Genomic DNA, 13,983 nt, shown 5'->3' with positions numbered 1-13,983 from the left:
TAAGCAGTCAGTATGTAAATGTTCTGAGACTATTACCGATATTGACATTAAGGATTTAATTTGTATGGAGTTGGGATTAGCTGAATTTAAAGAACAGGTTGTATCGCAGGGAATTTCAAAAATCTTGATAAAAAGTAATAATTGTATTGACATTATGCATGGACTGGATATAAATCTGCATTTAAAATCTATTCATTCTGGAATTTTAATGCTATAATAAAAATGTATATTCAAATAAGTGCAATTGTGAGGTGGAGGAATGGGGAGCGAGCAAAAATTCGGCGGAGATTGGACAATTGAGAAGTTAGACATATTTTCAAGTTATCTTGAAGCGTATCTGAAGGCTCTTAAAAATTTCAAATTTAAAAAAGTCTATATTGACGCTTTTGCTGGGACAGGAAATATTACTTCACGAGATGGAGCCCAGATGATAGCCGGATCAGCAAGGATCGCACTCTCTTCGCAATTGCAATTTGACAAATACTATTTTATTGAGGCCGATACCGACAAAGCAGCGGCTTTACAAAAGATGGTTGATACTGAATTTACGTTCCTAAAGCACAAAGTCACTATTCTCGCAGGCGATGCCAACAATGAGCTTTCAAAAATTTGCAGATCAATTGATTGGAGATATAATCGAGCACTGCTTTTTTTGGATCCATATGCTACACAAGTAGCATGGATAACCTTAGAAAACGTTGCTAAAACTGAAGCAATTGATGTCTGGTACTTATTCCCTTTTCAAGCATTACAACGATTACTTCGAAAAGACGGTCAATTAGATAGCACTTGGGTTGAATGTATTGACCGTTTGTTAGGGGATCATGAGTGGCAAACCGAATTTTACAAAGAAGATCCACAACTTAATTTGTTCGGGACTACATCAATTGTGAAGGATATCAATACCGAGGGGCTCAAAGAGTATATCTTTCAACGCCTTCAAAAGGTATTTCCCGCCGTTGCACCAAAGCCAAGGGTATTTCGCAATACCAAGCAATCGCCTATTTTTCTGTTCTGCTTTGCAGTAGCCAGCAAAAATGAAGCTGCCCAACGGTTGGCATTGAGAATAGCCAATCACATCTTAAAGGAGAAGCTGTAAAGCTATGAATACAATCTTAAGAAAAACTATGCTTTATAAAACGGGTGTAGAATATGGTGATTATACCATGAACCATGTGCAGGGATGTTCACACGGTTGCAAGTACCCGTGTTATGCATTCTTACAAAAGAAGCGATTTGGAAAGGTTGCTTCATATGAGGAATGGTTAGAGCCATATTTGGTAAGTAACACACTTGAAATTCTTGACAGAGAAATTCCAAGGATGAAATCAAAAATTAAATCTGTTCACCTTTGCTTTACAACAGACCCGTTCATGTACGGCTATGAGGAAGTAGAGCAAATGAGTCTTGCAGCTATAAAAAAATTGAACGATGCTGGGATAAAGTGTACCGTCCTCACTAAAGGCTTACTTCCTATTGCATTAGCAGGTTATTCTAAAAACAATGAGTATGGGATAACGTTTATTTCGCTGGATGAAGCATATCGCGAACGTATTGAACCCGGCGCCGCTCCATATACAGAGCGCCTTGCAGCATTAAAAGCATTACATGATCAGGGGTGCAAAACGTGGGTTAGTGTGGAGCCATATCCTACTCCGAACTTGATAGAACAAAACTTGAATGTTATTTTAGAAGCTATTGCTTTTACAGATAGGATTATTTTTGGTCGAACAAACTATAGCAAAGAAATTAGCTCCTATAAACAGCACAAACAGTTCTATAATGAGCAGGCGGCGATAGTGGTTAAATTTTGCGAAGAAAGAAATATCGCTTTTCACATTAAAGATGGCACAATAACAGAGAAATGATATAATTTATGAGGAGCGACTATGATCACAAAAGATAGTTTGGTTTGGGCTATAGAGTTTATTCAAAAACATTCTGACGGAGATTTGTTTCCGCGAATTTTGGAGTTTGATGCCGTAAAAGATAAAGCGGATTTGTTAGCTGACAAGCTATCTACGGCTGATTTGTCGCAACTTGAAGTAGGAGCTCATCGCCGCTTTATTGTTCCAAAAGATGAAGTATCATATAGACAAGCTACGCAGTTAGATCCTCAGGACAGTATTGTATTATCTTCCATCATTTATCAATATGGTGCTTTAATTGAACAACGTCGGCTTTCAAGTAATATTGTTTTCAGTTATCGCTTTAATCCAGATATGCAACACGGTTTTTATCAAGATCGTGATATGTGGAACAAGTTTTGGCGTACTGCTAACAAGAAAAGTAGTCCACGTAAAACAATTTTATATTGCGATATTGCAGATTATTATAATCAAATATACCACCACACCGTAGAAAACCAACTAATCGAATCAGGCTTACCTAACCAAGAAACTAAATGGATAATAAAGCTTCTTGAAAGTACGACCGCAGGCGTATCTCGTGGCATACCAGTTGGTCCGCATCCTGTTCACTTAATTGCAGAGGCTGCAATGATTCCAATCGACAATAGTCTATGTGCTCAAGGCATGGATTTCATCAGATATGTGGATGATATTATTGTATTTTGTGAAAATGAACTGGAGGCAAAAATAACATTGTCTAAGGTTGCAGCAACATTAGATAAACAACAGCGATTAATGCTGCAGCGGCATAAAACAAAATTGTACAAAGCTGGTGAGTTTAAATCTTTATGCGCTGACATGATTGAAGATAGGCCTATAAGTAAGCAAGAGGACTCGGTTCTAAAACTAATTAATAAATACTCACACGGAGATCCATATAGATTAGTTTTTTATGGAGATATCAGTGATGAGGATTGGAGTAGTATAACCGATGATATTGTACGGAATATTATTTCCGAGTACCTGAGTAGCCCTACTATCGAGTTTGATCGTCTTCGTTGGTTTTATCGCAGACTAACCCAAATTGGCCATCCGGGTGGGATTGATGTAACTCTTGAAAATATTGATAAACTAACTCCGTGTTTTGCTAATGTGTGCATGTATCTGGGTTCTGTTCAAAAAATCCCCAATGAAAAATGGAAGGAAATTGGGGAGCATATATTGCGGTTACTGAGCACAGATATCGTTCAAAGTAGCGAATACTTCAGGCTACTACTCCTAAGTCTGTTTACCAAGAATCCTTATATAAATCATTTTGCCTCGTTAATACATGCCTATCCTCGCTCGGAATCTTTTGTACGTAGGGAAATTATATTGGCTGCTAAACAGAATCAAGCAACAGATTGGTTGCGCGAACAAAAGGAAAACTACATCAATATGGAGTCGTGGCAACAAATGGCGTATATTTACAGCGTTTCTAACCTTCCAGATGAAGAGAGAAAATATTTCATTAATAGATGTGGTTTTTCGCGTCCGTTTATGGATGTATTATCAAAGTGGGCAAAAGAGCAATAAGCAACAGATGTGAGCGTAATTTTCCCTACATCTATTTTGACCTAATGACACAAAAAGTTTTGTCGAAAGAAGTCGATTGCTGTTGCAGTTGGCTTCTTTGCGTTTGCATGGTAAAATGTAGATGGTAATTAGTATAGTGTATAAGTATAGAAGTGCGAAGTGGAAATTTTATATAGTCGGAGGGAATTATCAATATGAGCAAACTTCAAAATATGCGAGGTGTTGAAATCAAGAAATTTCGTGCGGTTTCATCAGGTTTGAAAACATTTGATGAACTCTTTGGTAAAGATGGTTTTAGTGAATGGTTAGAGGCTCACCGCCATTTAGTACAAGAGCATATCTATGAACCTACAGACTTTTTATGGCATGAGGGCGCTAAAGAAACATGGGGGTGTGGGCAAAATATTTTTATATCAGCAATCAAGGACGATGTTACTGAAGCGAACGTTGCCCCTTACGAAATAATTGAATTTCCAGGGGGTATGTTCTTAGTTGCCACAGGGGATGAAAACAACAATGATGACCTAAACGAAACTGTTAATTGTATGATGGCATGGATAAAAAACAGCAACATTTTTGAATATGGCGACTTCCCTAAAAGTGGAATGTGCAATATGCCAAACCCTGGTGGTGCTTTTGATAAGGCGCTTGGTATTGCTCAACAGCAAATATACTTACCATTAAAATTCCGTTCAAAATGAGCATAATATGCAGTCTGATTATAACGCGTTCTTTTTATAATGTAAAATAGCTATGGCATCTATTTTGACCTAATGACACATAAAAAAGTCATGTATGAGGTTTGAACCCATACATGACTTTTTGTTTTATCTATGCTAAAATCAAGAAAAATACATATTAGTTATATTCTATGGAGGGAAGCTGCTTCATGAGGGTTGAGAATACAGATTTTCAAGAGGTAAAAATTATTGAATATGAGAAGAAAACCGACAACAGAGGTTTTTCGTATCCGATATATAGCAAAAATGAATTAGTTAAAGCAGGAATCTTTTTTGAATATACGGAAGAGATTGCATATTTCTCCGAGAAAGCAGGTACGCTTTATGGAATACATTTTCAGAATGCTCCAAAAGCACAGGCAAAGCTGCTCTACTGCATAGAAGGAAGAGGAATTGATTATGCAATTGACCTACGAAATGGCTCTCCAACTTTTTTGAAATGGATTAGTGTGGAATTAAGTGCTGATAATCGAAAGCAAATCTATATCCCAAAAGGATTCGGTCATGTGTTCATTTCGCTACAAGACAATACAAAAAATGTTATGCGCATTGACGAACCATTTGATTCGCATTATTCGAGACAAATAGCCTACAATGATCCTGACATAGCTATCAAATATCCCATTGACACCCCAATATTGGCACCTCATGATATTCATGCCCCTTTACTGGTGGACAGCGATTTGAATCTTTAATGCTGGTTATGAGCATAACCGGAAGAAATATATTGGTTTTGAATTTTTGATTATATCGTTTGAAAGCGTGATAGTTCACGTTCCTATTTAAAAATAGTACGATATCCAGTATTGACGTGGCTCGCAAATTAAAAATACTCATTATTTATATAATGAGCAGAAAGACGAGGGGAAAATGAAAGCTATCATTGTTATCGACATGCAAGAAGATTATGTAAAGCAATATGAGCTTGATTTACTTAATAGAGTAAATAAACGTATTATGCAAGCTAAGAAAAATAACGAGCATATTATCTATATAAAAAATACAAAAATATTAAGGAGCGGAACTTATACTCCTGAATTTGCAACAGGACTTCAAATACTATCATCAAATATTTTCTGTAAGGAAGCCGCCAGTATGTTCACGAATAATAATCTTGAAACATACTTAAAAGATAACAAAATCACAGAAATAGAACTGTTAGGTGTTGATGGAAATAGCTGTGTTGCTATTAGCGCCGTCGAAGGCTATAAAAATGGATATACGACTATACTTCCTTGCAGTTACATTGGAGCGAAAAATAAGGAAAGATTTTTACAAAAGAAAGAACAGTTGCGGAAATCCGGTATAGTCATTTGGGAATAAAAAAACTCAATGATGGCTCATACTTGAATTGCCAATTATGAGCATAACCCGAAGCACCATAATATTTTGAATTCTTGATTATATTGTTTGCTGAAGTAATAGTTCAAATCCACATTTGAAAATAGGATGATATCCAGAATGGACATGGCTCGCATAAAAAAGTCATGTATGAGGTTTGTGATATGATTCCCCTTAAGTAGACAAGGTAAATAACCAAAATCTACCTAAGGGGGTTTTTATGCCTAAATATACACGATATTCAGCAGACATAAAGTTGATGGTGACAAACTCACTGATTATCTATGGCCAATTGTGCGTGAAATAATTAAAACTGCCATAGAAAATAAACAAAATCTAATTGTTGAGGGTTGCTATATCTCTTTTAACTACCAAAATGATTTTACAAAAGAGTATTTTGATTCAATAAAATACATCTGCCTGATTTTTAGTGAAAGTTACATTAGAAACAACTATGAAATCATCATGAGAAACGCAAAGGCCATAGAAAACCGTTTAGAAGATGATTACGATATAGAATTGATGATAGCTGATAACAGGCGGAGTCTGAATGATTGTAAAGAAAATGAATGCAGCTATATTCTAATTGATAAAGAATATAATTTTGACGAAAATATTGAAACGCTTTTTGTACAGTAATCTATTATATCAGTTTGAGCCATATTTCCATGTTTGTGGTTTCAGGGGAATGGCTCGCATATCGCTCTGCACAAAACGCTTCCGTTTGCAGCTTGTGATTCGGCAGCCATGCGTTGTAGACATATCGCTGTGCTTTGTATAGGGCATCCATCACGAGTGCCTGGAAATTCTCAGCTTCAAAGGAACAAACGAGGTACTTGCCTGGTGGTAGTTCCCAGAGCATAAAACCGTTCGGTACTTCTGTGTGACCAGACTTTGCACCCGCAAAATAGCTAAAAAGCCCATCCTCTAAGCATGGGTATGCCACACCAATTTCTTCATTATTCTCAGCAAGACCAAGTATTGTTTGTTTCTGCTCATGGAAGTTTTGCCAAAGAGTTCCAAGCGGATCAATTCCAGATTCGATTCCAAGTCCGTCAATAAACTGTATAGGCATATCCTTTTTAACACCGGTAAAATAAACCGGCTCCGCAATTTCCCTCCTGTTTACTTCCAGAACGATACCATCGGTGATCAGCGGCACCCCTTCATCAATCAGAGTGTAGTGAAGCAAAAGCTCGGGTTTTGTCATATGGTTAAGTGTTTGTGGATTTTTGCGGTACTCATCCGGTGTCATCCCAAAAGTATCTTTAAAGGTGCGGGAGAAGTGTTCATGGGAGGAAAATCCGAGATTTAATGCTATGTCCAAAATGCGCTTGTCCTTTTGGTGTGAATGGCATAATAAAAATACCCACTTTTGGCGGAGAAAATTCCCCACCTTGTTATGCCTAACGTAAAGACCAAGTTATACTGAAAGCGTAACAAAGGACTCTCCCCATAAGGAGGAAAATTTTATTATGCTGGAGGTAGACATGAAAACTACAATCATGACTCTGTATCAGAAAGGATACAACAAAACCCAGATTGGGAAGATGCTTAGCATTGACAGAAAAACAGTACGCAAAGTGCTCAGAGAAGAAACGCAGGGAAAGGAGCTGCCACAGGAAACACAGGAGGGAACCTGGCCGTCCATGCTGGATGAATACAAGGAATACATAGAAATCCAGTTATCCAAGGAATTGTCCATTACCCGCATCCACCAGGATCTGCAAAAAGAGTTCGGCGTTGCCTGCGGTTATACCACCCTGCGCGATTATGTGAAAAAAATAAGGAAATCCCAGCCTCACGCCTACATGGTGCTGCATTCCCTGCCGGGCGAAGAGGCACAGGTAGATTTCGGTTATATCGGAACCTTGAGAGTAAATGGAACACCGCGCAAAGCATGGATCTTTGTCATGTCTTTGAGCTACTCCCGCTACATGTACGTTGCTGTTACTCTGGATCAGAGCGTGCAGACCTTCATCCGGTGCCACACAGAGGCATTCCGGTACTTTGGCGGAGTTCCCCAGACCGTAAAGATCGACAACTTAAAGGCTGCTATCGTTGAGGCAGACTTTTATGAGCCGACCGTGCAGCGCACCTATGCCGCTTTTGCCGGGCACTATGGCTTCCTTCCCAATCCGTGCCGGGTATACACACCAACCGATAAAGGGAAAGTAGAATCGAACGTGAGATACGTAAAAGAAAACTGCTTTAAGGGACGGGATTTTAAAGAAATCGAAGAAGCAAAGCGGTTTCTCCTGTCATGGCTGAAAGAAACGGCAAACCGTCGGATACACGGGACTACAAGCCGAAAACCGGAAACCGTATATCTTGAGACAGAAAAAGCATATTTAAAGCCGCTTCCTGCGCAGGACTTTCTCTTTTCAAAATCCGGGGCCGCCACCGTAAGGACAGACTGCCATATCGTTCATGACGGCAATTATTATTCCGTGCCTTACACTTATATCGGAATGGAAGTGGATGTCATCGAAGTGAATCATTTATTGAAAATCTACCATGCCGGAAAAGAGATCGCCCTCCACAGTCTGTGCGGGAATGCAAAGGGCGAACATGTGACGGATAAGAGTCATTACCCATCTACCAAAACAATAACACAGGAGGAGCTTTTGTCAAGCTATCGCGAAAAAATGGCACAGGTGGGGACAGGCGCGCTGGCATTTCTGGAAGCATTTAAGGATACGGAGATGTACCAGTGCCATCATTACCGGAGCATTTCCGGTATCCTGGCACTCCGAAAAAAATATGGGGAGGATGCCGTAGACAAGGCCTGCCAAAGGGCATGCCATTATGGAAACATTACCTACCGGGCAGTAAAAAAGATCTGTGAAAGCGGTCTGTACCATCTTCCACTGGAGGATGAACAGGAACTGTCCATGGAAGGAAGAAGCAAAATCAGGAAACTGTCGGATTACCGTCAAATGACAGGACTGGGGGTGATCTCCCATGAATGATTCCTTACAGGAAAAGATAAAAAAGCTCCATCTTGCCGGAATTCTCCAAACAGCGGATATGCGGGCCCAACAGGCAGCAAAGGAACAGATGTCCTATATCGAATTTCTTGAACTGCTCATAAATGATGAAAATCTTAACCGCTCAAGAAACAGACGTAACGATCGGATGAAGCGTTCGCGCATGCCCCAGCATAAAACAATGGAAGAATTCAACTTTTCATGGCAGCCCTGCCTGAACCGTCAGGTCATCTATGCCCTTGGGACCTGCGAGTTTATCCGGAAAAAAGAAAATATAGCTTTTATCGGACTTCCCGGAACCGGTAAGACTCATCTCTCCATCGCACTTGGCATAAAAGCGATTGAACAGGGGTACACGGTGCTGTTCACCACGCTTTCGGAAATGATGGAGGATTTATACATATCCCGTGCGGACAACTCTTTCCGCCAGAAACTGAAGAAATACATTTCACCGGATCTGCTGGTAATTGATGAGTTTGGGCTCAAGAAGCTGGGCCAGACAAATGTGGACGATCTTTATGAAGTGATTTCCAAAAGATACGAGACAGCCTCTACCATCATTACTTCCAATAAGCAGTTTGATGAATGGGGGAGCATTCTTTTTGACCCGGTACTGGCAACGGCCATTCTTGACCGTTTTGTGCACCACTGCAGCTTTATAACTATAGAAGGTGAAAGCTACCGGATGAAAGAACGGGAACGGATCAGCGCTGTGAAACGGCGGGGCAGACCGAAAAAAGAGAGTTCAGGAAATGGAACAAAGGAAGGTTTGAGCGAAATGGAAGAGACCGAAGAAAGCGGGGATTTATGAGATGAAAGAAAACAGGCTGACACGAAACGAAGCGATAGAAGCGGCGGATATACTGAGAGATATGCTTGATGATGAGCAAAGAAAAGCTGAACTGCTCAAACAGCGTAATAAAGAGCTGGAATTATTGCTTATGAAGAATGATATCGCAATTCCTGATTATGAATTATGGCATGGCGTATTACCCATGGTGTAAAAAGACAGTAAAAAACTGGAAAAAGCATCCATAGCGGTGCTTTTTCCCGGGTAAATAAAGTGGGGAATTTTCTCCGCTATTTTTGGGACTTTTTTATTGACAATCACACTTTTGGAGTACTGCCTCAGTTGCCTTTGCCATACGACGGAGTTTTATATACTCGGCAACCGGTTTTTTGACCAGTCGGCTAAACAGCCTCTGATAGTAAAAAGGTGATAAAGAAGCCATTTTTGCGAGGCTCTCAATGTCAATTTCCTCATCCAGATGATACTCAATAAATTCTATAGTTTGTTGTATTTGTTCCCATGCGTGCATATATAAGCACCTCCTTTTCTATCAGAATACCATGCCAGGGACATATACCGCTTGACTGTGAATGCCTTTTTTATAGTACTATAATAATTTCACCAACTTCTAAAAAATATTTGACATTAATAAGCAAGTAAGCTATACTGAACATGTTCAAATACAGTTCAGTTAGGATGGGAATTTTACATGAATACCAATGAACAAATTACACAGAAGTTAATTATTGATACGACCAAAGCCTTGTTGGAGGAAACCGAGGATATAGAGAAGATTACTGTCCGCCAAATTGCGGAACGTGCCAATGTAGGGACTGGCCTCATTAATTATCATTTTAAAAGTAAAGATGCTCTGTTGAGTATCGCCATTGGCGATACAATGGCTAAAATTATTTCAAATTTTTCTGAATCCGATAGCTATGCAGATTTAACACCCATTGAAAAATTAAAGGCAATGCTGAAAGAGCTTTATGCTCTGTCAGACAAAAAAGAAAAGCTGATGCGCTTTATTTTATCTCATGACATCATGAATGGAAATATGCAAACGCCGTTATATCTCACTCCGCTGCTAAAACAGATATTTGGGGATAAAAAAGACGAAATCCAGTTGAGAATACTGGCATTGCAAATCCTTTATCCTATTCAAGTGACAGGGCTTAACAGAAAGGCCTTCTATATGTACAGCGGTATCGACGTATCTGACAAGGAACAGCGCAGCCGCTTCATAGATAACCTGATAAACAATTTAATCGGTAACCATGAATAAGGAGGTTAGAAAGATGAAAAAAGCAACCATCATCAGCGCCGTCATTACGGTCTTACTCCTGCTGTCAACAATGATATGCGGGCTATGGTTAAGGGCAAATAATATAAGTGATCCCGGTTCCTTTGATTTTCATGTGAACTGCGGAATAGCGGCTGTTGTTTTTTCGGTAATTACGTTGTGCTTAGCTATAGTTACCTTCTCTCGGATGAAGAAGGGATAGCTCTATGAAGAACAAAATTGCAATAACGGTCAAGTATAGAAAATGATTCAGTCTCGTCACGACAACCATACATGCAGACAAAACCAAAGCGATCAGGCTTTGGTTTTTTTGTATTCCGCTGGTTTCCCGATAGAGTGCGATCATAAAAAAAAATGAAAAGAATCAATGTCTGTCTTTTGATTTAATTAGCAAAACAGCCCCCCAGATACCACCTAAAAGCATAACCTCAAATATGCCCAAAATGTGTATTATATAAGTAAATGAAAAATTTATCAGGAGAGCTACCAAATGATTGATACCCAATACCCAGCATAACACGGCTGATTGTATTGTCAATATCTTCATAAATTCCAAATTTCTTTTTACTAATGCATAGATAATTGATATTATAATGCCAATATTCCATAAGGCAATTTCTCGTTGCCATCCATAAGCAATTCCCCAGCTGGTAAATGTTCCCGCTAAATGTGGTATGCAGAGTTGCCAGATCAACGCACCACTGCAAGCGATGAGCATAAAGACGAGGTAACATATATATTGTCTGAGGGTAGGGTTTTCTCTATTATTCACATTATTATCCTCCTAAACATGAAATTTATTTCATATTATTACCGTAAACGATATGTTCCCGGATGTCAAGTATTAATATGAAATTTATTTCATATTAATTGATTTTTATCATTACAGAGTATATAATCATTCTGTAAGCATCAGGAGGTGAGGAAGATGTCTGCTAATGAAATTCGTATCCCAAAACAAAAGCGATCTATAGAAAAAAAGGATGCCATTATTAAGGCCAGTTACGGCTTATTTTGCGAAAAAGGATATTATAAGACAAATACGGCAGAGATCGCAAAAGAGGCCGGTGTCTCTACCGGAATAGTATATAGCTATTTTCATGACAAAAAAGATATTTTAATAGAAGTAGTTAAGCTATATATTTTTCAACTGGAAGAACAATTCAAAATAATACTGGATCAAATCGCTGAAAGGGAAAAACTTGCTTTTGTAATTGGGGAATTTATTGATTTATCTATCTCCTCCCATAAGATGAACAGGGATGCACATAACGAGTTTCTGGCCTTGGCACTGCTTAACAATGATATTCAGGACCTTTTTAATGGTTTTGAATATCAAATGCTCGAAAAGCTATATAAAATACTTATTGAAGTCGGCTATTCAGAAGAGTTTTTAATAGAAAAGCTCCGTATTAGTTATGGCATCATCGAGCAGTTATGCCATGACTATATCCAAGGCAAGACAAGTGATGGCGAGTTAAACAAGATTAAATTTCTGGCTGTCCCTATGATTATGAACTTACTCGGCAACGCATAGCTGGTATGTTTATTATTAGAAACCGGGACATGCATTAAGATGATTGTTGAAAGCAATGGTGGAGGTAATCTAAATGACTAACCTAATTGAGAAAAAACATATCCGTGTAAATGGAGTAGGCATAACATGCTATTGTGCCGGAGACGGTAACGATACTATCGTATTATTGCACGGCGCCGGTGTGGATTCGGCAATGCTTTCCTGGGCCGGGGTGATTCCGTTGCTGTCCGATCAGTATCAAGTCATTGCGCCGGATCTACCTGGATACGGAACGAGCGACCGGATAAACGGCGAATACACTTTGTCGTTCTATACGGATATAGTAAAGGGCATAATCGAAGAACTGGGGGGTAGACCGGTCATCCTGACCGGGCTGTCCCTGGGAGGCGGTATATGCCTGAATATGGCACTGACATACCCGGAGCTTATTAAGATTCTTGTGCCGGTTGACGCATGGGGGTTATTCGATAAATTGTCATGGCATAGGTTAACCCATTGGTTTATTCGTTCAAAGCTCAACGACAATTTGTACTCATGGACAAATAAATATCCATCCATCATCAGATGGTCCTTAAAATACAGTTTGTTTGGAGATAAATCAAAGATAAGCGATGATTTAGTCGCTGAGATACAAAAAGTTATGCAGGAGCCTGGTGCAGGCAAGCCTTTCATGTCATTTCAAAGAAGTGAGATTACATCTACAGGCCTTACAACAGATTTGTTTGGTAGACTTGAAGAAATAAATTCCCCTACACTGCTTATACATGGCACTCTTGACAAGGCAGTTCCTGTAAAAGGTACTATTCTTGCCGGGAAAAGGATTCCCGATTGCGAAATATACTTAATGAGAGGATGTAAACATTGGCCTCAGAAGGAACGCCCGGAAGAATTCTCAGATGCCCTGCAATTGTATCTTGACAGAAAATTACAGCAAGATTCTAAATAAAATTCAAAAGTTTAACTTCTTTAATCCACGCTCCGTTTAGTCTACGGAGCGTGGATTGTTTTCGCAGACTAACTACCTTACAATGAAACACGAGGTGATTATTATGGATATAAAAAGAAAACGTGAACTTTTGGATGAATGGAAAAATCGTCATCCTGAAATGGGAGTCATCGCTTTTAAATGCGTAGTGACCGGCGAAGAATTCGTGGGGATATCCAAAGATACAAGAGCAGATTTTAACAGCAACCGCTTTAAGTTGTCTGCCGGTGGACATCCTAACAAACGGATGCAGGAACTTTGGGACCAATATGGAGAAAGCGGATTTGAAAGCTCTGTGATGAAATTTTTGAAATATGAGAACCCGCAGGACGATCACACCGTTGAATTAGAGGATTTGCTGAAGCAATGTCTGGCAAAAGCTCCGCAGGCGAGGAGGATTTGGCGATGAATGAAGACATTGTAATGATTGCAGATAATTATGATCGTATTGATGGACGCAGCGCCTACCGTTCAGATATTAAACGGCTGACCATAGGCGCTCCCGTAATGGAAGAAAACAAGAAAATGCAGATTGCCGTACAGATTTGGAAAGAAAATACAGAAGGAACGCCTGAAGTAAGTATCGAACTTCCTGTTCATCAGATATTCGACCTGATGATCTTTCTAAGCCGTACTCTGCTATACTTTAAAGAAGCTTATCGGATGCCCCTGCTCTACGATCCCGAAAACCCAACGGTGGAGCGCCTCGGGCTGCAAGGCGGCGTACTTCCGGTAACAGTTTGTACGGAAAACCCGAACATCAACAACGATATACAAAGCTTTTCCCAAGCCTTAAACGATTTGGGAGAACTAACCGGCGAGCGGCTTCGAACGCTCACTCGTATTATTGAAGAATTGGAGTGTTATTAACA

The 13,983-nt window shown here is 39.5% G+C and carries 18 protein-coding genes and 1 pseudogene; 16 read left to right on the top strand and 3 right to left on the bottom strand.

Going from position 1 to position 13,983, the window contains the following annotated elements:
* Window positions 1–259: 259 nt before the first annotated feature.
* The 7 genes from tcmP (at window position 260) to V6984_RS20950 (ending at window position 6,145) form a co-directional block, all read left to right on the top strand.
* Window positions 260–1,099 carry a three-Cys-motif partner protein TcmP gene (gene tcmP, locus V6984_RS20980; RefSeq protein WP_342757543.1) on the top strand — a complete coding sequence of 280 codons (840 nt, stop codon included), beginning with the start codon at window positions 260–262 and terminating at the stop codon, window positions 1,097–1,099.
* 4 nt (window positions 1,100–1,103) lie between these two features.
* Window positions 1,104–1,868, top strand: coding sequence for a radical SAM protein (locus tag V6984_RS20975; RefSeq protein WP_342757542.1), 765 nt, complete (start codon window positions 1,104–1,106; stop codon window positions 1,866–1,868).
* Between the two features lie 21 nt (window positions 1,869–1,889).
* Window positions 1,890–3,425: an RNA-directed DNA polymerase gene (locus tag V6984_RS20970; protein ID WP_342757541.1), complete on the top strand. Its 1,536-nt coding sequence runs from the start codon at window positions 1,890–1,892 to the stop codon at window positions 3,423–3,425.
* A 194-nt stretch (window positions 3,426–3,619) separates the two neighbouring features.
* A complete protein-coding gene (locus tag V6984_RS20965; RefSeq protein WP_342757540.1) occupies window positions 3,620–4,126 on the top strand; it encodes a hypothetical protein in 507 nt (168 codons plus the stop codon).
* Between the two features lie 188 nt (window positions 4,127–4,314).
* Window positions 4,315–4,860: a dTDP-4-dehydrorhamnose 3,5-epimerase gene (locus V6984_RS20960; protein ID WP_342757539.1), complete on the top strand. Its 546-nt coding sequence runs from the start codon at window positions 4,315–4,317 to the stop codon at window positions 4,858–4,860.
* A gap of 175 nt (window positions 4,861–5,035) precedes the next feature.
* Window positions 5,036–5,488, top strand: a complete 453-nt coding sequence (locus V6984_RS20955; protein ID WP_342757538.1) for an isochorismatase family cysteine hydrolase — start codon at window positions 5,036–5,038, stop codon at window positions 5,486–5,488.
* 312 nt (window positions 5,489–5,800) lie between these two features.
* Window positions 5,801–6,145, top strand: coding sequence for a hypothetical protein (locus V6984_RS20950; RefSeq protein ID WP_342757537.1), 345 nt, complete (start codon window positions 5,801–5,803; stop codon window positions 6,143–6,145).
* Between the two features lie 4 nt (window positions 6,146–6,149).
* Here V6984_RS20950 and V6984_RS20945 read toward each other — a convergent pair whose 3' ends face one another.
* Window positions 6,150–6,833, bottom strand: a complete 684-nt coding sequence (locus V6984_RS20945; RefSeq protein WP_342757536.1) for an effector binding domain-containing protein — start codon at window positions 6,831–6,833, stop codon at window positions 6,150–6,152.
* Between the two features lie 163 nt (window positions 6,834–6,996).
* On the opposite strand from V6984_RS20945, the gene istA reads away from it, so the two are divergent.
* From istA to V6984_RS20930, 3 genes are read left to right on the top strand one after another with little or no spacing between them, the layout of a single operon-like run.
* Window positions 6,997–8,478, top strand: coding sequence for an IS21 family transposase (gene istA, locus V6984_RS20940; RefSeq protein ID WP_425324244.1), 1,482 nt, complete (start codon window positions 6,997–6,999; stop codon window positions 8,476–8,478).
* Window positions 8,471–9,307 (top strand): IS21-like element helper ATPase IstB, encoded by an 837-nt coding sequence (istB, locus tag V6984_RS20935; protein ID WP_342755953.1) that lies wholly within the window; start codon window positions 8,471–8,473, stop codon window positions 9,305–9,307. Before istA ends, istB begins: the two co-directional genes overlap by 8 nt.
* Window position 9,308: 1 nt before the next feature.
* Window positions 9,309–9,500 carry a hypothetical protein gene (locus tag V6984_RS20930; RefSeq protein WP_342755954.1) on the top strand — a complete coding sequence of 64 codons (192 nt, stop codon included), beginning with the start codon at window positions 9,309–9,311 and terminating at the stop codon, window positions 9,498–9,500.
* A gap of 123 nt (window positions 9,501–9,623) precedes the next feature.
* On the opposite strand, the pseudogene V6984_RS20925 reads toward V6984_RS20930, so the two are convergent.
* Window positions 9,624–9,815: pseudogene (locus V6984_RS20925) on the bottom strand (AraC family transcriptional regulator); the annotation flags it as partial.
* Between the two features lie 180 nt (window positions 9,816–9,995).
* On the opposite strand from V6984_RS20925, the gene V6984_RS20920 reads away from it, so the two are divergent.
* Both V6984_RS20920 and V6984_RS20915 read left to right on the top strand, forming a co-directional pair.
* A complete protein-coding gene (locus V6984_RS20920) occupies window positions 9,996–10,571 on the top strand; it encodes a TetR/AcrR family transcriptional regulator (RefSeq protein WP_342757535.1) in 576 nt (191 codons plus the stop codon).
* Window positions 10,572–10,584: 13 nt separating this feature from the next.
* A complete protein-coding gene (locus V6984_RS20915) occupies window positions 10,585–10,791 on the top strand; it encodes a hypothetical protein (RefSeq protein ID WP_342757534.1) in 207 nt (68 codons plus the stop codon).
* A gap of 162 nt (window positions 10,792–10,953) precedes the next feature.
* On the opposite strand, the gene V6984_RS20910 is transcribed toward V6984_RS20915, so the two are convergent.
* Window positions 10,954–11,361 (bottom strand): hypothetical protein, encoded by a 408-nt coding sequence (locus tag V6984_RS20910; RefSeq protein WP_342757533.1) that lies wholly within the window; start codon window positions 11,359–11,361, stop codon window positions 10,954–10,956.
* A gap of 156 nt (window positions 11,362–11,517) precedes the next feature.
* Between V6984_RS20910 and V6984_RS20905 the strand changes: the two genes are divergently transcribed.
* The 4 genes from V6984_RS20905 (at window position 11,518) to V6984_RS20890 (ending at window position 13,981) form a co-directional block, all read left to right on the top strand.
* Window positions 11,518–12,126: a TetR/AcrR family transcriptional regulator gene (locus V6984_RS20905; RefSeq protein WP_342757532.1), complete on the top strand. Its 609-nt coding sequence runs from the start codon at window positions 11,518–11,520 to the stop codon at window positions 12,124–12,126.
* Between the two features lie 73 nt (window positions 12,127–12,199).
* Window positions 12,200–13,072 carry an alpha/beta hydrolase gene (locus V6984_RS20900; protein ID WP_342757531.1) on the top strand — a complete coding sequence of 291 codons (873 nt, stop codon included), beginning with the start codon at window positions 12,200–12,202 and terminating at the stop codon, window positions 13,070–13,072.
* Between the two features lie 103 nt (window positions 13,073–13,175).
* Window positions 13,176–13,520 carry a GIY-YIG nuclease family protein gene (locus V6984_RS20895; RefSeq protein WP_342757530.1) on the top strand — a complete coding sequence of 115 codons (345 nt, stop codon included), beginning with the start codon at window positions 13,176–13,178 and terminating at the stop codon, window positions 13,518–13,520.
* A complete protein-coding gene (locus V6984_RS20890; protein ID WP_342757529.1) occupies window positions 13,517–13,981 on the top strand; it encodes a DUF6530 family protein in 465 nt (154 codons plus the stop codon). The genes V6984_RS20895 and V6984_RS20890 overlap by 4 nt, the downstream gene beginning before the upstream one ends.
* The last annotated feature ends 2 nt before the right edge of the window (window positions 13,982–13,983 follow it).

Origin of the sequence: Kineothrix sp. IPX-CK, from assembly GCF_039134705.1 — a bacterium.
Taxonomy (GTDB): domain Bacteria; phylum Bacillota; class Clostridia; order Lachnospirales; family Lachnospiraceae; genus Kineothrix; species Kineothrix sedimenti.
Note: the sequence above shows the minus strand (reverse complement) of the source record. Positions and strands in the feature narration are given on the sequence as shown.

Excerpts from the sequence above, each read along its gene's own strand:
- tcmP (WP_342757543.1), top strand. The coding sequence starts at position 260 with ATGGGGAGCGAGCAAAAATTCGGCGGAGATTGGACAATTGAGAAGTTA.
- V6984_RS20975 (WP_342757542.1), top strand. The coding sequence starts at position 1,104 with ATGAATACAATCTTAAGAAAAACTATGCTTTATAAAACGGGTGTAGAA.
- V6984_RS20970 (WP_342757541.1), top strand. The coding sequence starts at position 1,890 with ATGATCACAAAAGATAGTTTGGTTTGGGCTATAGAGTTTATTCAAAAA.
- V6984_RS20965 (WP_342757540.1), top strand. The coding sequence starts at position 3,620 with ATGAGCAAACTTCAAAATATGCGAGGTGTTGAAATCAAGAAATTTCGT.
- V6984_RS20960 (WP_342757539.1), top strand. The coding sequence starts at position 4,315 with ATGAGGGTTGAGAATACAGATTTTCAAGAGGTAAAAATTATTGAATAT.
- V6984_RS20955 (WP_342757538.1), top strand. The coding sequence starts at position 5,036 with ATGAAAGCTATCATTGTTATCGACATGCAAGAAGATTATGTAAAGCAA.
- istA (WP_425324244.1), top strand. The coding sequence starts at position 6,997 with ATGAAAACTACAATCATGACTCTGTATCAGAAAGGATACAACAAAACC.
- istB (WP_342755953.1), top strand. The coding sequence starts at position 8,471 with ATGAATGATTCCTTACAGGAAAAGATAAAAAAGCTCCATCTTGCCGGA.
- V6984_RS20930 (WP_342755954.1), top strand. The coding sequence starts at position 9,309 with ATGAAAGAAAACAGGCTGACACGAAACGAAGCGATAGAAGCGGCGGAT.
- V6984_RS20920 (WP_342757535.1), top strand. The coding sequence starts at position 9,996 with ATGAATACCAATGAACAAATTACACAGAAGTTAATTATTGATACGACC.
- V6984_RS20915 (WP_342757534.1), top strand. The coding sequence starts at position 10,585 with ATGAAAAAAGCAACCATCATCAGCGCCGTCATTACGGTCTTACTCCTG.
- V6984_RS20905 (WP_342757532.1), top strand. The coding sequence starts at position 11,518 with ATGTCTGCTAATGAAATTCGTATCCCAAAACAAAAGCGATCTATAGAA.
- V6984_RS20900 (WP_342757531.1), top strand. The coding sequence starts at position 12,200 with ATGACTAACCTAATTGAGAAAAAACATATCCGTGTAAATGGAGTAGGC.
- V6984_RS20895 (WP_342757530.1), top strand. The coding sequence starts at position 13,176 with ATGGATATAAAAAGAAAACGTGAACTTTTGGATGAATGGAAAAATCGT.
- V6984_RS20890 (WP_342757529.1), top strand. The coding sequence starts at position 13,517 with ATGAATGAAGACATTGTAATGATTGCAGATAATTATGATCGTATTGAT.